This is a genomic window from Flavobacteriaceae bacterium GSB9, from assembly GCA_022749295.1.
Lineage (GTDB): Bacteria > Bacteroidota > Bacteroidia > Flavobacteriales > Flavobacteriaceae > Flavisericum.
Window position 1 is genome coordinate 35,473 of sequence record CP062007.1, and the last position, 22,504, is coordinate 57,976.

A 22,504-nucleotide genomic window follows, 5' to 3' on the forward strand; every position below is an offset into this window, starting at 1 on the left:
TTTTAAGTGTTTTTAAAAAAGGGGAGCTATCAAGGCTTCCTTTTTTTTGTTTAGGTTAAAGTACCGGCATTAAGGTATTTATAATATTCAAGTTCTTTTATGTTATTTATTTGTTTTGAATTTCCATTTTTCAATAAGTAAATATCATCAGATATGTCGATGAGTTGACTGTACATATGGTCCGTTACAATAATAGCTTTGTGTTTTTTTTCTTCCTTTATAATCTGGTTTAATTTTTCGATATATAGCGGTGCTAAATGAGAAAATGGTTCATCTAATAATATTAGGTTTCTTTGCATTTTCAGAATAATATAGGTTTCAACTAGTCGGCGTTCGCCACCCGATAAGGTTTTAAATTTGTAATTCTTATAAGCTTCAAAATGTTTAAAGGTTTTAGTGAAGCTATCCCAAGAAACATTAAATAGTTTAAAAGCTTCAATAACCCTAAGGTTTTGCGGAGTAAAATGATTTTGGGGTAAATAAGCTGCTAATTTTTTTTGGTACAATGGCCTTAAAACGGGTTTGCCGTTTAATCTGATTAATTTGTATTTCGGGATTAGGCTACCAAAAATAATATTTAGCAAACAGCTTTTTCCAGAGCCGTTGCTACCAAGAATAGCGGTGACTTTTCCTGTTTCAGCCTTTAGGTAAATACCGCTTAAAATACGTTTTTCCTTAAAATAAAGTTCAACATTATCAATTTCAGCGGTCATATAAAAGCTTTCAGAATGAGCAGAAAAGGTAAAGAAAAAATAAGGTCAATTATAAACAAAAAAGAAAACAGTTTGAGGGATGAAAGGCCTAAGTTTTTATAAAATAACAACTTGCGCTTTTGAGGAGTTTCGCTCTGGATATACCATAAAAACAGGACTAAGAGTAGTTTAGCTATAAGTATAGGAACAATGTTGAATTTCAAAAATGAAAAAATAGCATTTATTCCAAACGACCACAATATATATGGTCTGTAAAAAACAAATAGGGAGAATAATTGCTGCATAGGTAATTATAATAACGCTTTGAGCATGATAATTATTTTAACAATACGGTATAACACCACTTTGCAAGCATTGTAAATTGATAAATTATCGTATTTTTGATACCCAATAAAAAAGGCAGATGTTAGAGAAATTACAAATAGTAAAACAGCGTTTTGATGAGGTTAGCGATTTAATTATCCAGCCCGATATTATTTCAGACCAGAAGCGTTATGTTGAGTTGAATAGGGAGTATAAAGATTTGCGAATCTTGATGGACAAGCGCGAGCAATACATCGAACTTACCAATAATTTGGCTGAGGCCGAAGAAATAATAGCTGATGGGAGCGATCCAGAAATGGTTGAGATGGCCAAAATGCAGTACGATGAAGCCAAAGAAGGGATTCCGAAATTGGAAGAGGAGATAAAAGTGCTTTTAATACCCAAAGACCCTGAAGATTCTAAAAATGCCGTTGTTGAGTTACGTGCCGGTACCGGAGGTGATGAGGCGAGTATTTTTGCTGGTGATTTGTATAGAATGTACACTAAATATTGCGAAAGCAAAGGTTGGCGTGTAGATACGGTAGATTTTAGTGAAGGTACCAATGGTGGATTTAAAGAAATTCAATTTGAGGTTTCGGGTGAGGATGTTTACGGTACCTTAAAGTTTGAAGCTGGGGTTCATCGTGTGCAGCGCGTGCCACAAACCGAAACGCAGGGGCGTGTGCATACCAGTGCAGCAACGGTTATGGTATTTCCTGAGGCAGAAGAATTTGATGTAGAAATAAACCCTAAGGATGTGCGTATTGATTATTTCTGTTCGTCTGGTCCAGGAGGGCAATCAGTAAACACAACCTATTCAGCAGTACGATTAACCCACGAGCCTACAGGTTTAGTGGCGCAGTGTCAAGACCAAAAGTCGCAGCATAAGAATAAGGAAAAGGCTTTTAAGGTATTGCGTTCGCGCTTGTACGATTTAGAATTGGCCAAAAAGCAGGAAGAAGATGCCGCCAAACGAGGTAGTATGGTAAGTAGTGGTGATAGAAGTGCTAAAATTAGAACGTACAACTATCCGCAAGGCCGCGTTACCGACCATAGAATTGGGCTTACACTTTACGATTTGCAAAATATTGTTAATGGCGATATTCAAAAAATAATAGATGAGTTGCAATTGGCTGAAAACACAGAGAAACTGAAGGCCAGCGACGATACTATTTAAACATTTTACAATAAAAAAATAAAATATAGATGATTGCTGTTAGCGCAAAGCTGTTATGGTAATCTGTTGAAATTTCCTCAACGAGGATGAAGAAGGCATGACGACAACCGAACTAGTAAACCAAATCCACAAAAAGAAATCCTTTCTCTGCATTGGATTGGATGTCGATTTAAATAAAATACCAGAGCATCTTTTAAAAGAAGAAGATCCCATTTTTGCATTTAATAAAGCTATAATTGATGCTACGCATCATTTGTGCGTAGCATATAAGCCTAATACGGCTTTTTATGAGGCTTACGGGCTTAAAGGATGGAAGGCTCTCGAAAAAACGATTAATTATTTAAATGAAAACTATCCAGAAATTTTTACCATCGCAGATGCCAAGCGTGGAGATATTGGAAATACAAGTAGCATGTACGCAAAAGCCTTTTTTGAAGATATGGCATTCAATTCGGTTACCGTAGCACCATATATGGGAAAAGATTCCGTTGAACCTTTTTTGGCGTTTAAAAATAAACATACCATTTTGTTAGCGTTGACTTCCAATAAAGGCGCATTCGATTTTCAAACCAAAACGGTAGATGGTAAAGAGCTTTATAAGCAAGTAGTGGAAACCTCAAAAACATGGGAGAATGCCCAAAATTTAATGTATGTGGTTGGAGCAACGAAAGCAGAGTATTTAGCTGAAATTCGTCAAATTATACCTGATAGCTTTTTGTTGGTGCCAGGAGTAGGCGCCCAAGGTGGAAGTTTACAAGATGTTTGCAAATACGGTATGAATGATGCGGTTGGTCTGTTAATTAATTCTTCAAGAGGTATTATTTATGCTTCAAAAGGAGAAGATTACGCCGAGGTAGCTGCTGAAAAAGCAAGAGAGTTACAGGTAGAAATGGCAGAGATTCTTTCAGCTTAGTTTCTTTTATTAAATATTTAAAAATCAAACATAATTCGTCTTGGAGATTTTAGACGGTGTCCATAAATTTTATAGGCCGTTTAATATACAGCCAGTTTATCAGTTTGAATACAGCCAGTTTATCAGTTTGATTTTTATAATCTATTTTTTGTTTTTCTGACATTTATTATTCGTAAATTATAAAGATTAAGTTATCAATTTATCAATGGGTGTAGTCATGAAATCAATTAGAAGTCATTTAAAAATTATTACATGTTTTTTTACATTATTAGTGTTTCTTCAAGGTTGCGTTGTATATAAATCAGAACCTGCAACAATAGAGGCAGCTTCTGAGCCGAATGTAAAGGTTAGGATTAAAATGATTGATGGTGAATTTATTAAGTTTAGTAGTCTTGAGGTGGTCGATAACAAAATTTTCGGTGTAAAGAAAAAAAGAGGAGAGGCTTTTAGAACCTTGATAGGTAGGGATAGCATAAAGAGAATCCAAATTAAAGATAAAAAGATGTCAACGATAGGGAATGTTCTATTGCCAGTGTCTGTAATAGGCTCTATAGTTTTACTGACTATTAGTAGAATAGAAAATAGTATATTATAATAACATAATACGTTTTGGAAGTTTTAGATCAATTACAAAGAACAGTTGCAATAAAAAGTGTTCCAAGGCGAATAGTTTCTTTAGTACCTAGTCAAACAGAGTTACTATGCGATTTGGGATTGGAGGATTCGTTAGTTGGTGTAACTAAGTTTTGTGTACACCCTAAGAATATAATGAATCAAGTTACTGTGGTGGGGGGAACCAAAAATATTCATTTAGATAAAATCTTAGTCCTTAAACTTGATATAATTCTTAGTAATAAAGAAGAAAATACTAAGGAAATTGTTGAAGCTTGTGAAACCATCTGCCCGGTACACGTTTCCGATATTTATACTATTTCCGATAGTATTGAGCTTATTAATCAATATGGTGTTTTATTTGATAGACAAAAGGAGGCCGAAAAGATGTCTACCCTAATAGAAGCAGAGGTTACCGATTTTAAAGTGTTTTTAGAAAATCGGCGAGCGCTACATGTGGTTTATTTTATCTGGAAATCGCCTTGGATGGTGGCAGCCAACAATACTTTTATAAATTGCCTTTTGGAGCTTAATAAGTTTACGAATCTTTATAAAGGAAAAAATCGCTACCCGGAAATTGATTTTAAAACATCAGGTATCTTAAAAAAGACTGATGTTGTTTTGCTGTCCAGTGAGCCTTACCCGTTTAAAGAAAAACATAAAAAAAACATCCAAGTAAACTTTCCTAATGCTAAAGTTATATTGGTTGATGGGGAAATGTTTTCTTGGTATGGCTCTAGGTTGCTAAAAGCATTTAGGTACTTTAAAACGCTCCGTTTAAATCTTGAGAGTCATCTAGTTTACTAGTGTCATCAACAAAATTAGCTATTCTATTTTCTAAGTCTTTTAAACTCACTAACTTGTTTAGATTGGGCTTGATTTTGCCCACTTTGCAAAAATGTGTATTCATAACGTTCCTTTTATATACAAATTACGTGTAAACGTCTTATTCAGACGTCATTATAATGTTAAGGAATTGATAAAAAATTTAAATGGCCGTTTTTTGTTGGTCACGGTAAAAATATTTCAGCTTATTGAGCTTGTTGAGAAGTTTTATGGCTTTGTATTCTGAAATATCACTTAAAGCTGAGTCTGTTTGTCTGAAGTTATAGGCTTGTTCGACCAAAGATTTGTATTGTTTGCTCAGTTTATCCTCTCGATTTTTTATTTGATCGAATCTTTTCATTAGGGGTTGGTTAACAAGTAATTAAATATACATTATTTTGTTCAAATTTGAAAATTTGAATAATGTTTTGTTTAAATCATTATACGTTTAAACAAAAAAGCCGAATGGTTTGCATTCGGCTTTAAAATATTTTTAAGTTTCTCTTAATCTTGCAATGCAAAAACTTTTCTAAGCAAGTCTGTGGTTCTTGAAGACAGTTTTGTTCTAATTTCTTTTTCTTCAATAGCAATCATAGTGTATACACCTTCTAAGGCTTCTACGGTTACATAATCAGTTAAATCAGGATTAACGTCATTTGTAAAAGGTATACTGTTGTATTTAGTAATTAGGTTGTTCCAAATGGTGTCAGCCCCAACTTTACTGAATGAATTTTTTATAACAGGATTAAATTTGTCGTAAAGGGCTGTTTTCGTTTTCGAAGTTAGGTATTGGGTAGCGGCATCGTCGTTGCCTAAAAGGATATTTTTTGCATCGGTAAAAGTGATACCCTTTACAGCGTCAACAAAAATAGGCGTAGCTTCTTTTACGGCATCCTCAGCAGCTCTATTGAGTACTTTTAATCCTTCGTCGGCTAAGTTCCCTAAACCAATATCACGTAAGGCTTTATCGACTTTCTGAAGTTCTTCGGGTAATAAAATCTTAACCAATTCATTTTTATAAAAGCCATCGGTTTGGGTAAGCTTGGTTACTTGTTTGTCTATGCCAAAATCAAGTGCTTGTCTTAGGCCAGAAGCAATCTGGTCGTTGCCAATGGTTTCTCCTTGAGGGAGTTGGCTAACCACTTGCTGCAGTTCGGCACAAGCCGTAAGGTTTAATAAAAAAAAGAAGGCTAAAATTTTACGAGTCATGATATTGGGTTTTATTTTATGGATTTAAATCTAAGAAAATTAAAAGAAGTCACTATTAAGAAAAAATAACCGTTTTGTTATTAAAGACCATTACTTTTCGGTTCGCATGCAATTTTACAGCATTGGCCAAAACTATTTTTTCTAAATCCCTGCCTTTGGCTATTAAATCAGAAATAGAATGTGCATGCGTAACCCGAGTAACATCTTGTTCAATTATAGGGCCGGCATCCAATTCTTCGGTTACATAATGGCTAGTGGCACCAATAATTTTTACACCACGCTTGTAAGCCGAGTGGTAAGGCTTGGCTCCAACAAATGCCGGTAAGAAAGAATGATGAATATTGATGATTTTATTGGTGTACTTGTCAATTAGTTTACTCGAAACAATTTGCATGTATCTGGCAAGTACAATAAAGTCTATATTGTGTTCTTCAAGAAGTTCTAATTGTTTGTTTTCTGCAGCTTCTTTTGTGTCTTTGGTGACAGGAATATGGTAAAAGGGGATGTTAAAATTATCGGCAATAGGTTTTAATGTATCGTGGTTGCTGATAATAAAAGGAATTTCTAAATTAAGTTCTCCCGAGTTGTAGCGTCCCAACAAATCGTATAAACAATGGTCGTATTTAGAAATAAAAAGGGCCATTTTGGGTTTGTGTTCAGAAGAATAAATGCGCCATTTCATCTTAAAATTATCAGCAATATTGGCTTTAAACTCTGCTTTAAAAATTTCTGTATCAAACGTGTCATCTACAAATTCGCTTTCCAAGCGCATGAAAAAGATATCCTGCTCTCGATCTACGTGTTGGTCTATGTAAACAATATTTCCTTGGTTTCCTGATATAAAATTGGTTACTGAAGCAATAATGTTTGGTCGGTCTTTACAAATGATTAAAATGGTAATCTTGTTCATGCATTCCTCAATTTAAAGGCTAAAAATAATGTAAAATTAATTGGGGTTGAATAAGGATTAATAATTTTAGATATTTTAATGTAAATGTCTAATATTTTTGAATATTTCGTAAATTGCATTACGTTATTTTAATGTTTTTTACGAATGAAACAAATCTCTCCATATAAACCAAAACACCATGTACGCATGGTCACAGCCGCTTCACTCTTTGATGGGCACGATGCTTCCATAAATATTATGCGCCGTATCATTCAAAGTACTGGGGTTGAAGTTATTCATTTAGGGCACGACCGAAGTGTTGAAGAGGTGGTAAATACTGCTATTCAAGAAGATGTGCAAGCCATTTGCTTAACCTCATATCAAGGTGGACACAATGAATATTTTAAGTATATGTTCGACCTATTGAAAGAAAAAGGAGCGGGACATATTAAGGTTTTTGGTGGTGGCGGCGGTGTCATTTTACCTTCTGAAATTAAGGATTTGATGGCTTACGGCATCACGCGTATTTATTCTCCTGACGACGGACGCAAAATGGGATTGCAGGGTATGATAAATGATTTGGTTGAGGAATCTGATAATCCAATTCCAGCATTTCAAAAACCAGAAAATATTGCTGAAGACTTAAAGCATAAAGAGGTTAGTACTATTGGCAGATTAATTTCACTTGCTGAAAACAGACCCGAAGAATTCGAGGAACTATTTTCAGGAATAAATCAAGATTTTGAAGCTTCTAAAACAAAAAAAGGAGCTGTTGTGTTGGGGATAACTGGTACTGGTGGTGCTGGAAAATCTAGTTTGGTAGATGAATTGGTAAGGCGCTTTCTAAACGATTTTCCTGAAAAAACAGTCGGTATTATTTCGGTAGATCCTTCAAAAAGAAAAACAGGTGGCGCTTTGTTAGGAGACCGCATTCGTATGAATGCCATAAACAATCCGCGTGTGTATATGCGCAGTTTGGCAACCAGACAGTCTAATTTAGCACTGTCTAAACATGTAAACGAAGCAGTAGCCATTTTAAGGGCAGCAGCATTCGACTTGATTATTTTAGAAACCTCTGGTATTGGGCAGTCCGATACCGAAATTATAGAACATTCCGATGTTTCGCTTTATGTGATGACACCAGAGTTTGGAGCAGCAACACAGCTCGAAAAAATTGATATGTTGGATTTTGCAGATCTTGTGGCCATCAATAAATTTGATAAAAAAGGAGCACAGGATGCTTTGCGCGACGTAAAAAAACAGTACATGCGAAACCATGGGCTTTGGGAGACCTCGCTAGACGATTTGCCAATCTTTGGGACTATCGCTTCGCAGTTTAATGATCCTGGAATGAATGTACTTTATCAGGCTGTAATGAATAAGTTGAGTAAAAAAGGTAATGCCGATTTTAAATCAACGTTTACCGCCTCAAACGAGATTAGCGAAAAGATTTATGTTATTCCGCCTTCAAGGGTGCGTTATTTGTCAGAGATAGCCGAAAGTAACAGGGATTATGATATGATATCCTCAAAACAATCCGAAATAGCTCAAAGTTTGTACGCCATTTATAAAACGATATGTTCTGTTAGCAATGTTGTGGCGAGTGAAACACAACAATCATTCCTTAATAAAAATGGATTGGATTCTGATAAAATTCTAAAACATGCCCAAAATGAAAACGACAAAGAATTTTTAACGTCATTGTTAAAAGAATTTGACAGGGTAAAGTTTAATTTAAGCACGAGCCATTGGGAAACTATTTTAAACTGGAACGATAAGGTAGCATCTTATAAAAAGCCTACTTATACCTTTGAAGTTAGAGGAAAAGCCATAAAAATAGAAACGCATACTGAGTCGCTATCCCATACACAAATTCCAAAAGTTGTTTTTCCAAAATATAAAGCATGGGGCGATATTTTAAAGTGGTGTTTACAGGAAAATGTGCCTGGTGAATTTCCGTATACGGCTGGTTTATATCCCTTTAAGCGAACAGGTGAAGACCCTACAAGAATGTTTGCAGGAGAGGGCGGTCCAGAACGTACTAATAGGCGATTTCATTATGTTAGTGCCGAATTGCCGGCTAAGCGTTTATCAACAGCATTTGATAGTGTCACGCTCTATGGCAATGACCCCGATTTTCGTCCCGATATATATGGTAAAATAGGTAATGCCGGTGTGTCTATTTGTTGTTTGGATGATGCAAAAAAACTGTACTCCGGATTTAATTTGGCCGATAAAATGACCTCGGTAAGTATGACCATTAACGGCCCAGCCCCTATGTTATTGGGCTTTTTTATGAATGCGGCCATAGATCAGCAATGCGAGATTTACATTAAAGAGAACGGACTTGAAAAAGAGGTTGAATCGAAAATATCAAAAATTTATGAAGCTAAGGAACGTCCCAAATATAATGGCCCGCTCCCAGATGAAAACGATGGCTTAGGACTTATGCTTCTTGGTGTTACGGGAGACCAAGTGTTGCCACCAGAAGTTTATAAAGATATTAAAGCTAAAACAATAGCCCAAGTACGAGGTACAGTTCAGGCAGATATTTTAAAAGAAGACCAAGCGCAAAACACCTGTATATTTTCAACCGAATTTGCCTTGCGTTTAATGGGCGACGTTCAGGAATATTTTATCGAGAATAATATCCGAAACTTTTATTCGGTTTCTATTTCAGGTTACCACATTGCCGAGGCAGGCGCCAATCCTATTACGCAGTTGGCGCTAACCTTATCTAATGGCTTTACTTACGTAGAGTACTATTTAAGCCGAGGCATGGATATCAATAAATTTGGCCCCAATTTGTCGTTCTTTTTTTCCAACGGTATCGACCCAGAATATGCCGTTATTGGTCGTGTAGCCCGTAAAATTTGGTCGAAAGCCATGAAATACAAATATGGAGCAAATCCACGGGCACAAATGTTAAAGTATCATATCCAAACATCGGGAAGGAGCTTGCATGCCCAAGAAATCGATTTTAATGATATCCGAACCACACTTCAGGCACTATATGCCATTTACGATAATTGCAATTCGTTACATACCAATGCTTACGACGAAGCCATAACCACACCAACCGAAGAAAGTGTACGGCGTGCTATGGCCATTCAGTTGATTATCAATAAAGAGTTGGGCTTAGCTAAAAACGAAAATCCCATTCAGGGGGCCTTTATAATTGAAGAATTAACCGATTTGGTTGAGGAAGCCGTTTTGTTGGAATTTGATAGAATTACCGAACGTGGTGGCGTTTTGGGTGCCATGGAAACCATGTACCAACGCAGTAAAATCCAGGAAGAAAGTTTGCATTACGAAACCTTAAAACACAGTGGCAAATATCCCATTATTGGTGTTAACACCTTTTTGAGTAGTAAGGGCTCGCCAACCGTATTGCCTATGGAAGTAATACGTGCCACTGAGGAAGAAAAGCAACTTCAAATACAAACACTCAAAAACCTTCATAAAAACCACGATACAGATATGCTTTTGAAACAGCTTCAACAAAAAGCTATCAATAATGAAAATATTTTTGAGTCGCTTATGGAAGTCTGTAAGGTTTGTTCTTTAGGCCAAATTACCCATGCGTTGTTTGAGGTTGGGGGACAATATCGTAGGAATATGTAAAAATTAACACAGTGCTTTTAATAGCAAAAAAATAGTGTTTATGCTTGTGTTTTAACCTTTGACTGATTCTATATAATTTCTTTTTTAAAATCGAAGAGAAATCAAGAGAACTAGACAACTACAAACTCAACATCCAAGAGCGTTGTAGTTTTTTAAACTTTTTAAGCTCACTTCGTAAAATAGGTAAAAAGTCTTTGCCATTACTATTGGAACGCTCTAACCTATATGAGCTTTTGTAAAGCTTGTTGGTTAATTTTCTTAATGAAGCTAAATGCTTGTCTTTTTTATCGGAATAGCGTTGCCGTTCGGCATTTACAATTTCAGGAGCCAGAGATACAGATTGCTGAACGATATCGCCTGAAAAATAAATACTTTGGTCTTCAGAACCATCTGGTTTTAATGAAGATAGGTCGTGGTTTAGATATGTAGAGATGTTTTGCGATAGTGCAAAAATCTCTAAGGCTTTTCTATAAACCGGTAATTCCGATAGGTTTGATGGGGTATTGTGTAACATAATCTATTCCTGATAGCAATTTTATCAAAATTACTCACAAGAAATGAGATTCGTCTTTAGGTTTTAAAGTAATTTTGTACTTTTACTTTAGAATTTAAGTTTTTAATGTTAGTTTTCTTTTAAATGGAGATAGATTCGATTAATAGCAAAATTTTAAGGTGTTTGCAACAAGATGCGCGCATGAGCAATGCAGAAATTGGCCGCCAAGTGGGAATTAGTTCACCTGCTGTTTCTGAGCGTATAAAAAAAATGGAAGATTTAGGCGTTATTGAAGCTTATAAGGCTATTGTGTCTCCTTACGAAATGGGCTATCAATTAAAAGCAATTATAACGTTGAGGGCATTTATGGGGAAGCTGAAGCCTTTTTTGGAAAAAGTGAAAACCTATGATGAGGTTATTAACTGTTACCGTATTACAGGTGACGAAAATATAGTGATGGAAGTGGTTTTAAAAAATAATAAGCACCTCGAATCTTTTATTGATCAGTTGATAACCTATGGTGAGTCGAAAACCCAAATTGTGCTATCACGAGTAGTAAAACAAAAAGCGGTTATTCCCATAAAATAGGAATATTGTTAGTTAATTCGCCAGGGCGGATTTTTTCGGTTTTTACCAGCTTGGTACAGAATAATTTGATGCCCGTCGGGGTCCTGTAAATGGGCTTCGCACCATAACCAAGGTTGGTTTGTTGGTGGTAGGCTAAAAACAAGACCTTTTTGTTGAAGTATTTTAAACCACTCATCTAAATGCTCATCCTCAAAATAAATAGTAATGCCTGGTCCTTTGGGCAATTTTTCAACGTGGTGTAACGATAATGTGGTAGTGCCATCAGGGCATTCAAACCGTGCATAACGAGGAATGGAATCTACAATTAGCCGTAAACCCAAAGTGGTGTAAAAAGCAACCGACTTTTCAAGGTTAGTTGATGGTATGGTAACTTGGTTTAAATTCACCCGTTTTTCTTTTTTTCAATGTGTTTTGCTATTAATTTCGCATGAATTCTCGAGTTTTCAATAAACCATTTATGTGTTTCCTTTCCACCGCAAATAACACCTGCCAAATACAAACCTTCAATATTGGTTTCCATGGTTTCACTGTTATAGGTCGGTATGCGTTTTCCGTCATTTGAAACGGTGATGCCACTATCGGACAGCAAGTCGAAATTAGGTAAGTACCCCGTTAGCGCAACAACATAGTCGTTTGGAATTATAACGGTTCCATCGGGCGTTTTTATAATAACTTCTTCCTCTTCAATTTCAGTAATTTCAGAATTAAAATAAGCGGTTATACTACCTTCCTCTATACGGTTTATAATATCTGGCCGCACCCAATATTTAACGCGCTCTCCAATGCTTTCACCACGGACTACCATGGTTACACGTCCACCTTTTCGCCATATTTCTAGAGCCGCATCAACAGCCGAATTACTAGCGCCAACCACAACCACATCTTGCATACTGTAGTTATGGGCTTCTTTGTAATAGTGCGTGACTTTGCTTCGGTGTTCACCACGTACATTTAACAGCTTAGGGATATCATAAAAGCCAGTACAAATAATAACATGATTGGCGAAATAACTCGATTTGCTTGTGATTACTTTAAAATGTTTGGCTTGTTTTTCAACCGATACCACATTTTCATATAAATGAATGTTTAATTGGTTGGATGTTGTAACCCGCCTGTAATATTCCAAAGCCTCGTCTCTGTTGGGTTTTGGGTTGTTGCTTATAAATGGAATCTCATCAATTTCAAGTTTTTCTGAAGTTGAAAAGAAGGTCATATTTTTGGGGTAATTGAACAACGAATTGGTAAGGGCCCCTTTTTCAATTATTAAATAATCCCAACCTCGCTTTTTACATTCCAAGGCGCAGGCAATTCCAATAGGCCCGCCACCAATAATAATCACTTCTTTTTTTTCTTCCAATCCTTCCATTTATAAATTTAATTCGTGTTTTTTAATTCCGTTAATATTCAAGTGCAGATTTTAACCTTTTGGCTTTTTTCGCATTTAAATACTGCCTTAAAACGAACAGCAAAAATACACAAAACGTCGCCAAAAGTGTAATGATGGCCCACGTGTTATCAAACCCCATATAATCAGCCATGCGCATGCCTGCGTTGTGCCCAAAAATATGAGCGATAGAAAACGCTATCGAGTACAGTGCCATATATTCGCCTTGATTGCCTTTTTTTGCCCTATCGAGGGCAAAAGCATTCGAAAAAGGGAAAGTTACCATTTCCCCAAACGTCATGAGTAACATGCCCAATATTAAAACGCCTTTCCAATCGGTAAGGTTTAAAATAATAAAGCTCGCTCCAGTTAAAATGGCACCAAAAATCATGAGTCCGGTTTTTGTAAAACGTGAATTTTCCAACCATTTTATAAGCGGCATTTCAAAAACAAAAATAAAAAAGCCATTGGCACCCAACAGAATTCCTATTTCCAGTTCGGTTAAAAAATGAGCTTCTTTGTAGTAAAGCGGCATGGTTGAAAAATATTGTAAAAATACCACGCCAAACATCACCATAGCCACCAAGAAAATTAAAAAAGCTTTGTCTTTATAAGCCGATTTTGGGTTTTCAATGTTAACATCGTCTAATACGTTGGTTGTTTTTGGGTTTAACACGGTAATGAGTACCCAAACGGCCAATATACAGGTAATGCCATCTACCCAAAATAGCCCATTATAGCTAAGGGCGGTAATAATGAGTCCGCCGATAGCTGGTCCTGCTGAGAATCCTAAATTTATAGCCAATCGAATAAGGGTGACAGAGCGTGTTTTATTCTCAGGTTTGCTGTACGCACTAAGGGCTACAAACATGGCTGGCCGGAACATATCGGCCACAAACATTACCAAAAGAATACCAAAACAAAAGGCTGCATAAGTTTTTAAAAACTGAAGGACAATAAACAATACACCGGTACTTAGTAAACTAAAAACCATAACTTTATAAAAACCAATTTTATCGGTCAACCGGCCGCCTAACCAAGAACCAATTACTGATCCCAACCCAAAAGCGGTCATAATCCAACCAATTTGGCTGAACGTAAACCCTAAACTTTCGTTTAGGTAAAGCGATAAAAACGGAACTACCATCGTGCCAGCTCGGTTAATTAGCGTAATTAAAGCTAACCACCAAACTTCGCGGGAAAGTCCGTTAAACGTGTTCAGGTAATTGTTGAATAAAGTTTTCATAATGTTGTTAGTTTGTGTTTTTGCTACATGGTTTAGTTTTTTAAAATGGATATCCACTAAAAATAAAAAGTCCGACGGTGACGTCGGACTTTTAAATATTGTATTATTTTATAATTACATCACCACAATATATAACAAGCACGACCTCCCTTATAAGAAACGGTTCTTTGTTTTTTACAAATTGTGATGTTATTGCGCATTTTTGCTTTATTTGATTTGTCAAAGCTAGACAAAATATTTGTAAGTTGCGTTTTTGAATTGAAATTTTTTAAGATGAAGAAACTAATCACCCTTATATGTGTTCTAATTTGTTTAACGGGTTGTGCCCAAAAAAAACGCTTGGTTAAAGGCGAAACGGCCTATCAAAAAGAGCAGAATGCTAAGTTTAAAGATGCTTCAACTTCGCCATTAAAAAAGAAAGATTTAAAGCATTTTGAAGGTTTGGATTTTTTTAAGCCCGATTCGGCCTATGTAGTAAAAGCTACCTTCAAAAGAACACCTAACCAAAAGGAATTTAAAATGAAAACCACAACCGATAGGTTGCCCATCTATGTAAAATATGGTGAGTTGTCTTTTACTTTAAAAGGTGAGTCGTTTACCTTAAATGTTTATCAAAATCAAGATTTGATTAAAGAAGAAAGTTATGAAGATTACCTGTTTTTGCCTTTTTTGGACGAAACCAACGGGTTGGAAAGCTATGGAGGTGGACGCTATTTGGATGCGAGTATTCCTGAAGGCGATACCTTGATTTTAGATTTTAACAAAGCTTATAACCCCTATTGTGCCTATAACGATAAATATTCTTGTCCGTTAGTGCCTCGCGAAAATTATTTAAAAACTAGAATAGAAGCAGGAGTGAAGGCTTTCAACAAAGGGTGAAAGATTTGAAGGCTGGATGTTCGTTTAGCGGTCTCGGCTATAAGTGGTTGATTGTGTTAGTAATTAACTTTGCAAGTATACGCGAAGCTAAAAATCTTTGTAGATTTTCAGAAGTAGGCGAAAACCAGCAATTACTTATAGCCATCTTAATTTTGAAATCTAATTAAATTAGTGTCTTAATTTCTATAAGGATCAAATTCCCAAACATCATTCAGGATGTTATTAAACTTTGTGTAAGCAGGTAAAATATAACCTTTTTTGTTTATACCAAAACTAGTATAAACAGCCATATTAATTGGAGAGTTTTGGAGTTCAATCCATGTGTCATTGCTAATATTGTATTTCCATAATTTGTTTGATACGTAGCCATCACCCCATTCAAAATTTCTTCCTAACCCAACATATGCTTCATTGTTAATTATAAAACTGGCGTACAAGTTATATGCATTTGAAGGTATTGGAGTTTTAGTTATCCATGAATCTTGAGTGGGATTATATTCCCAAAGAGTATTAATTCCAAATGCTGTTTGACTTACTCCCAAAAAACCTTTTTTATCAAGGGAAAAAGTATAATTTCCCCATACAGGATTACTTGTATCAAAATTTCCAATAAAATCAGCTTTTTTATTCCAAGAATCTTGAATTATATTATATTCCCAGAAGTCATAGGTATTGTAACAATTACCAATATAAAATTTACCATCTATGCTAAAATTGAAATTATACCTTCTGTCTGTTTGCAATCTGCCGGGAAAATTAGTTCTTTGCGTCCAGTTATTGGTTTCTGTATTGTATTCCCAAAATCCATTGGCCAATAGAATAAACACTTTTGATTCAGATGTAAAAGCAAAAGGTTTTTTTCCCGAATCTTCTGGTAAGCTCAGATTGTTTTCCCATGAATCATATACAGGATTATATTTCAGCATAAATTTGCTGTTTGACCCAATAACGTAGCCATAACCATTACTTACAAAAGAAGCTGCATTAAATGTTTTAGAACTTTGACTATTTTTTTGTGCCCAAGGGAACCATATATCAAAAAGATCTTGTGAAGTATTTGTGTTGTCTTCAATCGTAACCGAAATATTTACTTTTTGGGCATTATCAACATAAGGTACTTTTACAACTAATAAGTTTTCAGTGGCAGATTCAATTTCTGCTGTAAAATCGCCAAATTTTACAATATTTTCTGAAATTATTTCCGAAAATTGATTTCCACTAATTTCCACAATTGTTCTAATAGGACCAAATTTAGGATTAAAATCGATTATTTCTGGTGGGTAAGCTTTTGCTTTAAATTCAATTTCATTGCCATAAAATATAATTGAACCTATTTTAATGTAAGCGCGAACATAATATTGTGTTTTAGCTTCAAGCCCAGTAATCTTACTTTGATATTCACCAATTGAATTTGGTGTTCCTAATTCTGTTTTAGAGTTATTTACAGTAGGATTAGGGGTTTTAGACCAGCAGTGTCCATGCTCAATTGTTCCAGGATAACCTGTTCCTAAAAAATTAATATTTGCATTTAATGTGGCCGAGGTTTGTGTTATGTCAGTTATAGTTCCTGTGAAAATTACTGGGTCACTAATTTTAATAATTTCGAAATTCTTAACTTGATTCTGTTCACCCAGTATAGTTATTTTCTCAATTGTGGGAGCATATCCTCCTTTTGATATTTTTATTTGATAGGTATTAGCTTTTATTTCTTCAAAACTATATTGGCCTTTAGAATCACTTGTTGTCTGGTCTATTGCGCCTAATATTATTGAAGCCCCACTAACTTTTAAACCATTTGAAGTAATAATACCTTGAATATTTCCAAATGATTCTGGTTCATTCTTCTCGCAAGTGAAAATTGTAATTCCTAATAAAATAAATAGTAGGAACTTGTAGTGTTTTTTTATCATGGTAAAAAAGCGAATAGTTTACATTATTAAATTATGGAATATATTCATACAAATTGTCTAGCGGACTTCCTCCAGAATAATTGTCTCCTCCTCCAATAAAAGCTTTGCCACCTATTACAAAAGAAAAATGCCAGCCTCTTCCTTGAATGATACTATCACTTTCTTCCCAAGTATTTCTGTTTGGAGAATATGTCCATGATTTGCCAAGTCTACTTCCTCCAATATAACCTCCTCCAACGACATACCCTAATCCATTAATCTGAAATCCTACAGATTCATTATTAGCTAGAGGAAAGTCAGCAATTTGCTTCCATAAATCTGAATTTGGGTTATAAGACCAAGCATCTACATCACCTGTATTTGATGCACCTCCAGCCAAGTATGCTATATTATTGATTACAAAACATGCCATTCCTGTTCTTCTATGTCCTCCCCAAATATCAAAAGGTAAATCGCTAATTTGATTCCATTGGTCAGTCAATGTATCATACTTGTAAAAATCCTTATAGCTTACAGGTGTATATGGTTGGAAATCCGTGCCAATTCCAATATAGATGTCATTCCCAATAGAGAAATGAGCAGAATAATCTCTTCTAGCACCTGGAAAATCAGATAGTTTTGACCAAATATTGCTTTCTGTTGAATACTTCCAAAATTCGTTATCCGAATTAGATGTATAATAAAATATTTCGTTACCATTGGTTTCTAGAATTCCACTTGCAAATGTGCCATGGCTAGGAACACTTGTATTTACTTTTACCCATGTAAAGTTCTCATCATTAAACTTCCATAGATATAAAGAATCATCATTGTAATTATCTTTTTCTCGTGCTAAAATATAAGCAACGCCATTTACAACTACGGCATTTTTTGGCCCTCTTCTAAATCGAAAAGGAAGACTCTCAGAAACCATAACCCACTTGTTTAGAATATTAAGCTCAACTTCATATTCAACAACTAAATCCAATAATTTAACTTTTACAATTGCTTTTCTTCTGGGGAAAGGTCCGTAAGGAACTTTTGTATTAATATTTTGGGTGTCTCCAGATAATAAATATGCTTCTGCTTCTTCAAAAATTACCTTGTTTCTATTCAATATTGGATGAAAATAGGCTCCTTGTATAGTGATATCTTGAGTGGCAGATACATTATTTTCAACGAAGTTAATTAATGGTGGTATAAGCTTAAAACTATCGCTAAATTGATTTTCTTGTAATTGAGCTGAAACCTTTATTTGTTCAGAACCACTTTCCAAATCATCAGGAACTAAAACTTTTAAAGTGTTTCTATCTGCATAGGTAATGGTAGCTTCTACGTTTCCAAAATAAACTTTATTTCTTGGTTTTTCAAAATCAAAATGATCTCCAATAATAGTCAATTCGTCTCTAAAAGTGGCATTTAAAGATGAAACCGAAGTGATTTCTGGTTTAAACAACGTAAAATTATTAAAAGTTACTTTTTTCTCATATACTTTAACTTCAATTGTTGGATTATAGGTTTGTAATGTAACAGGAACAATGCATTTAATAATACTGTCATTAGAAACAAGTATTCTGCTTGACTCACCGCCCAGTAATACTTTAATATTGTTGGTTTTTGTAGTGAAATAATTACCCGAAATTGTGATAGTATCTAATAAGTGAGCTTGCTGTGTTACTTCATTGATTATTGGAGTTGTAGATCCTAAAGATACGAATGATTGCTCTTCACTATAATAAATTTCGCTGCTTACAACTTTTATATATGCTCTAACAAAATATTCACCATTATAAATTAAATCAGTGTTAACCGTGTTTTCTATTTGGTTACCTGTTATTTTACTTTCTACAATGATTGAGTTATTTAAAGTTGGTACTGGTTGGTTTGATAATAAAAAACCAGATTCAGAAATTTGACTTAGCTTTAAACCAGAATAAGTGGCTTTTAAATTAACGCCACCTGTTTGAGGAACAGAAACAGATAATTCTAAATTAATTGCTTCAGGAGTTGTAATAGGGTCATCTTTTTGACAGCTAAAACCTAAGAATAATAATATGGAAGCATAAAAAAAGTTTTTTAACATAATGCTAGAAATTGGAAAGTTCGGTTCTTAAAATGATATGATCGTGATTAAAAAAAAGTGTATTTGATGGGGGATATCCATCTTGATAACCAATTAAATAAACATAGTTGTTATGGATAAACATATACTCAGGTCCGAAATTATAACCTTCTGCTTTTAAGTCATTTCTTTCAAACCATTGATCGCTTCCAATATCATATTCCCAAAAGTTTTTAAGATAATTATTATAATAAAATCCTCTGTCATCAATTTGAACATTGATAGCACCTTGAACAGGTTTAGTTATGTCACTTTTCCTAACCCAGGTATTATCAGGAGTGAATTCCCAAAAATTAGTTGTGCGTTGTTCTCCGTTTCCAATATAAAACTTGCCATTGCTTTTAAAAATGCTAGGGCCATTTCTTAAATCGTAATCATTTACTAATGGAATTTCAGTTATCTGTTCCCAAGAATTACTATTTTCTTGATATTTCCAGATTTTTCTATTTTGATATATAGAGTTAGAACCAGTATAACCCAGGCCAAAATATAACTCACCATTATGGACGAATCCTGTAGGCTGTCGAATAAGTTGATTATTTACAAAGTCTTGGAGCTGGGTTACTGTATTGGTTTGTAAATTGTATTTGTAAAAGTTATTAGTTTCTCGTTTTATATACAAATAGGTGTGAATTCCATTATTTAAAGGAAAAAAATAAAATAGTTGTCCAAATATGCCATCTGTGGATATAGGAATTATTGATTCTTCCCATATATTATTTTCTAGACTATATTTGAATATGGCATTGTTTTCTGCACTACTATTTTTAAAAACATTAATATATGCCACATTATTGTTATTGTCATAAAAACTCGACAATGTTATATTGCGTACACTAGCTAGTCCACCAGTAAGCTCATGGTCTCTTTTATATGACCATAAGTACCAATTAGAAATAAGGTTTAAATCTATCTTATTTTCAAGGTCAGTATTAAACATTTTAATTTTTAGGCTTCCAATATCTCTACTCTCATATGGGCCTAAAGGAATCTTAACCAGTAGGGAATCCCTATATCTTTGGGTTATTTCTACTTTATTATCGGCTATATAAAAGTCCTTCAGAACTGTAATATCTGGAAAGAAATTAGATAAATAAATGATAATATCATCTCCAACTTTTACTTCGTTTTTTGATGAACCTGTAATAGTTGGTTTAGGAATTTTTACTCCTTTTAAGATTTCAAGTTCTTGAAGTTGGGCTTTTATCAATAAGTCATGATTAAAACTTTGTAAATTATAAGGAAGTTTAAAAGAAATGGAATCTTTACTGTGACTAGTAACGGTAATTTGCTCGTTGTTTAAGGATATAATATCTGTTTTCTTTGTTGGTGAATTTGTTAAATGTTTACCATAAACAACAACTTCTTTCCCATATTTAAAATTAACTGGAATTGAATCAACAATAGGTGTAAATAATTGAAAAGGAGTTGCTAAAACTTCCATTTTGTCAACGCCTTCACCATTGTCAATTTTGATTTTGAAATCGAATGGATTGAATCCATCATATGGAACTTTAAATTTAACCAAAGAATCATTATTAAAAACAATATCTAATTTTGTTTCATTAAGATATAAAATCACACTTCTTTTAAAATTCTTTCCAACTATGGATAGTGTATCTCCTAAATCAGCTTTATTAGGTAATACATTATCAATTTGCAATATAGGATCGTTTATTGCTTCTTCGTCATTAATAGAATCACTGCTTTTGTCACAAGAATATATTAATACTAGATATGTAACTGAAATTAATTTTAGTCTAAAAAAAACAAAGTTTGAAAAAAATGATTTTTTCTTTAAGTATTTCAAGTAAAACATTAGTTTTTTGTAAAAAGATTGATTTGTTTTTGTCATTTTTTCGAGTACTAAATTTTAATGTTGCTTAAAGTTTGAAAAAATATGTTTAAACCTATTTAAAGCTAATTTTAGGGAAAACGTGCAATAAAATCAGCTATACGAAATTTGGCTAGATTCCAATTGTATTTCAAATTGTTGTAACGAAGTTACATAAGATTTGAAATCCAGAACCTCACTGCGTATAGCCCTAAGCGTTAAACGAAAATAGTTGAAATTTTTTACAAAGTCAAGTTTTCTTACTTAACTAAAAACAGTCCTAAAAAAACAGCTAAAAATCCCAGAACAAAACTGGCCACAGTATAAAGAGCAAAACCAGTAAAATCACCAGATTTTAAAAGCACTTGGTTTTCGTAAGCAAACGTAGAAAAGGTGGTAAAGCCACCACAAAACCCCGATGCCAATAAAAGCACATGATTTTGAGAAAGTGATGTGCTTTTTGCTGCCAGCCCTAACACCACACCAATAACTAAACAGCCTAAAACGTTTGCGGTAAATGTGCCGTAAGGTATGTAAGTGTCAGGTTTGTTTAAGTATTTTCCAATTAAAAATCGCAAAACACTGCCAAAACCACCACCAACAAAAACCAGTACAAGTTGTTTCATTTGTATAAAAATTTTAGGCTATAAAAGTCTTCCTGACAAATATAGTTTAAAATTAAGCACTTTAAGGAAAACCATGGGCTTGCCGTATTTTAAAAATAAACCTGATTAAAATTGTGCACCTTTTATTTTACAGCGATGTATATTTCGGTTATCCAATGGGCAGGATTGGGTTCTGTTTGAGGGTCGGATAAGTAAACCTCAAGCATAGGTCCATTTTCCGTAAATTCCATATTGCTGTCGGCTACGTATTTCATGCCGGTCTCCCAAGCTTCAATTAGGTTTTTATAGTCGCCTTTTAATGTTACTTTTACGGCTTTAAAGGGTTGCATTTGTCCTGTTAAAATGTCACTTTCAGAGGATATTACTTTGGCTGTAGTGGGTACGCAACAAGAGAACATGGTAGCATTATTGTCCATATCCCAATTATGATAAAAAGTAAACGGTGCTCCAGCCATTTTAATGTTGTTTTGCACGGCGTATTGTGTAACTTCGTTCATCATGTCTTGCATTTTGGGTTCCATATCCGATATTTTACAAGAGGTGGTATTGTAGATATAAAAACCGCCACCGTGTTCGGTAAGTCCATCAACATTTACAGTATATTTTTTCATATCGGCTGTAACAACGCTATCTAATTTAAATAGTCCACGTTCAAAATCCGGACCGGTCATGTCTTCAATCGAACCTGCAAACGTGGTGTATATTTTCGTCATAAAGTCCTGTTTTCCGGCCATTTCCCATATAACTTTAGTGCCTTCATCAGTGGGTTTAAATTTCCAATTGATATCAGACTCCGATTCAAATGGCTTTATAAACTGTATGTGCTGCTCAATTAATTTATTTTTTTCCACATTTAAGGTTTTCATATGGCCTTCACCCAAAACTTCTCCGCTCCAAGCATAATTACCGTCAACACCAGAGGTTTTTTCACCATAAGTCAATGCCGCATCGGGTTCTTGTTCTATCCACGGTGAAAAACTGGTCCAATTTTTAAAATCGTTAACCTTGTTATAAACTACCTGCGCTGGAGCGTCGATTATTCTGCTACGTTCAAAACGGAATTCGTTGGGCTGCACCGCAATAAAGATGGCTAAACCGATTATAAATATGAGCAATAAGAAAAGAATGTATTTAAGTGCTTTCATTAATTGAATTTTTTGGAGAATTAGTTAAATCAA

General features: G+C 34.5%; 20 protein-coding genes. 7 read left to right on the plus strand and 13 right to left on the minus strand.

The genetic code is table 11. From position 1 onward, the window contains the following. Positions 1 to 50: 50 nt before the first annotated feature. Positions 51 to 713 (minus strand): ABC transporter ATP-binding protein, encoded by a 663-nt coding sequence (locus GSB9_00038; GenBank protein ID UKM63495.1) that lies wholly within the window; start codon positions 711 to 713, stop codon positions 51 to 53. A gap of 403 nt (positions 714 to 1,116) precedes the next feature. Between GSB9_00038 and prfA the strand changes: the two genes are divergently transcribed. The 4 genes from prfA to GSB9_00043 all read left to right on the plus strand — a co-directional run bounded on the left by prfA (position 1,117) and on the right by GSB9_00043 (position 4,525). Next, positions 1,117 to 2,193, plus strand: a complete 1,077-nt coding sequence (gene prfA, locus GSB9_00039) for a peptide chain release factor 1 (protein UKM63496.1) — start codon at positions 1,117 to 1,119, stop codon at positions 2,191 to 2,193. Positions 2,194 to 2,290: 97 nt separating this feature from the next. Further along, complete coding sequence (gene pyrF / locus GSB9_00040) at positions 2,291 to 3,106, plus strand: orotidine-5'-phosphate decarboxylase (GenBank protein UKM63497.1); 816 nt, start codon at positions 2,291 to 2,293, stop codon at positions 3,104 to 3,106. Between the two features lie 217 nt (positions 3,107 to 3,323). After that, positions 3,324 to 3,701, plus strand: a complete 378-nt coding sequence (locus GSB9_00042; protein UKM63499.2) for a hypothetical protein — start codon at positions 3,324 to 3,326, stop codon at positions 3,699 to 3,701. Between the two features lie 14 nt (positions 3,702 to 3,715). Further along, positions 3,716 to 4,525, plus strand: a complete 810-nt coding sequence (locus GSB9_00043; protein ID UKM63500.1) for a helical backbone metal receptor — start codon at positions 3,716 to 3,718, stop codon at positions 4,523 to 4,525. Positions 4,526 to 4,706: 181 nt separating this feature from the next. On the opposite strand, the gene GSB9_00045 is transcribed toward GSB9_00043, so the two are convergent. The 3 genes from GSB9_00045 to purU all read right to left on the minus strand — a co-directional run bounded on the left by GSB9_00045 (position 4,707) and on the right by purU (position 6,662). Further along, positions 4,707 to 4,904 carry a Lacal_2735 family protein gene (locus GSB9_00045; protein ID UKM63502.1) on the minus strand — a complete coding sequence of 66 codons (198 nt, stop codon included), beginning with the start codon at positions 4,902 to 4,904 and terminating at the stop codon, positions 4,707 to 4,709. A 143-nt stretch (positions 4,905 to 5,047) separates the two neighbouring features. Continuing rightward, positions 5,048 to 5,752 carry a DUF4197 domain-containing protein gene (locus GSB9_00046; GenBank protein UKM63503.1) on the minus strand — a complete coding sequence of 235 codons (705 nt, stop codon included), beginning with the start codon at positions 5,750 to 5,752 and terminating at the stop codon, positions 5,048 to 5,050. Positions 5,753 to 5,807: 55 nt separating this feature from the next. Beyond that, a complete protein-coding gene (gene purU / locus GSB9_00047) occupies positions 5,808 to 6,662 on the minus strand; it encodes a formyltetrahydrofolate deformylase (protein ID UKM63504.1) in 855 nt (284 codons plus the stop codon). Positions 6,663 to 6,806: 144 nt separating this feature from the next. Here purU and GSB9_00049 point away from each other — a divergent pair, with 144 nt between their 5' ends. Next, on the plus strand, positions 6,807 to 10,265 hold the full coding sequence (locus GSB9_00049) for a methylmalonyl-CoA mutase family protein (GenBank protein ID UKM63506.1): 3,459 nt from the start codon (positions 6,807 to 6,809) through the stop codon (positions 10,263 to 10,265). Positions 10,266 to 10,383: 118 nt separating this feature from the next. Here the strand turns inward: GSB9_00049 and GSB9_00050 are convergent, their stop codons facing one another. Beyond that, positions 10,384 to 10,779, minus strand: a complete 396-nt coding sequence (locus GSB9_00050; protein ID UKM63507.1) for a hypothetical protein — start codon at positions 10,777 to 10,779, stop codon at positions 10,384 to 10,386. 123 nt (positions 10,780 to 10,902) lie between these two features. Here GSB9_00050 and GSB9_00051 point away from each other — a divergent pair, with 123 nt between their 5' ends. Next, entirely contained in the window at positions 10,903 to 11,346 is a 444-nt protein-coding gene (locus GSB9_00051) for an Lrp/AsnC family transcriptional regulator (GenBank protein ID UKM63508.1), read from the plus strand. Positions 11,347 to 11,354: 8 nt separating this feature from the next. Here GSB9_00051 and GSB9_00052 read toward each other — a convergent pair whose 3' ends face one another. The 3 genes from GSB9_00052 to GSB9_00054 are packed head-to-tail and all read right to left on the minus strand — an operon-like array spanning position 11,355 to position 13,976. Beyond that, positions 11,355 to 11,732 carry a VOC family protein gene (locus GSB9_00052; GenBank protein ID UKM63509.1) on the minus strand — a complete coding sequence of 126 codons (378 nt, stop codon included), beginning with the start codon at positions 11,730 to 11,732 and terminating at the stop codon, positions 11,355 to 11,357. Continuing rightward, positions 11,729 to 12,712: a YpdA family putative bacillithiol disulfide reductase gene (locus GSB9_00053; GenBank protein UKM63510.1), complete on the minus strand. Its 984-nt coding sequence runs from the start codon at positions 12,710 to 12,712 to the stop codon at positions 11,729 to 11,731. Before GSB9_00053 ends, GSB9_00052 begins: the two co-directional genes overlap by 4 nt. A 31-nt stretch (positions 12,713 to 12,743) precedes the next feature. Beyond that, entirely contained in the window at positions 12,744 to 13,976 is a 1,233-nt protein-coding gene (locus GSB9_00054) for an MFS transporter (protein UKM63511.1), read from the minus strand. A gap of 273 nt (positions 13,977 to 14,249) precedes the next feature. Here GSB9_00054 and GSB9_00055 point away from each other — a divergent pair, with 273 nt between their 5' ends. After that, positions 14,250 to 14,855 carry a DUF1684 domain-containing protein gene (locus tag GSB9_00055; GenBank protein UKM63512.2) on the plus strand — a complete coding sequence of 202 codons (606 nt, stop codon included), beginning with the start codon at positions 14,250 to 14,252 and terminating at the stop codon, positions 14,853 to 14,855. Between the two features lie 176 nt (positions 14,856 to 15,031). Here GSB9_00055 and GSB9_00056 read toward each other — a convergent pair whose 3' ends face one another. From GSB9_00056 to GSB9_00060, 5 genes are all read right to left on the minus strand, one after another. After that, entirely contained in the window at positions 15,032 to 16,765 is a 1,734-nt protein-coding gene (locus GSB9_00056) for a carboxypeptidase regulatory-like domain-containing protein (protein UKM63513.1), read from the minus strand. Positions 16,766 to 16,796: 31 nt separating this feature from the next. Continuing rightward, the gene (locus tag GSB9_00057) at positions 16,797 to 18,827 is read right to left on the minus strand and encodes an IPT/TIG domain-containing protein (GenBank protein UKM63514.1); all 2,031 of its coding nucleotides are present in this window, start codon (positions 18,825 to 18,827) and stop codon (positions 16,797 to 16,799) included. A gap of 4 nt (positions 18,828 to 18,831) precedes the next feature. After that, a complete protein-coding gene (locus GSB9_00058; GenBank protein UKM63515.2) occupies positions 18,832 to 20,721 on the minus strand; it encodes a hypothetical protein in 1,890 nt (629 codons plus the stop codon). A 239-nt stretch (positions 20,722 to 20,960) separates the two neighbouring features. Then, a complete protein-coding gene (crcB, locus tag GSB9_00059; GenBank protein UKM63516.1) occupies positions 20,961 to 21,326 on the minus strand; it encodes a fluoride efflux transporter CrcB in 366 nt (121 codons plus the stop codon). Between the two features lie 122 nt (positions 21,327 to 21,448). Continuing rightward, complete coding sequence (locus GSB9_00060) at positions 21,449 to 22,471, minus strand: SRPBCC family protein (GenBank protein ID UKM63517.1); 1,023 nt, start codon at positions 22,469 to 22,471, stop codon at positions 21,449 to 21,451. Positions 22,472 to 22,504 lie beyond the last annotated feature (33 nt).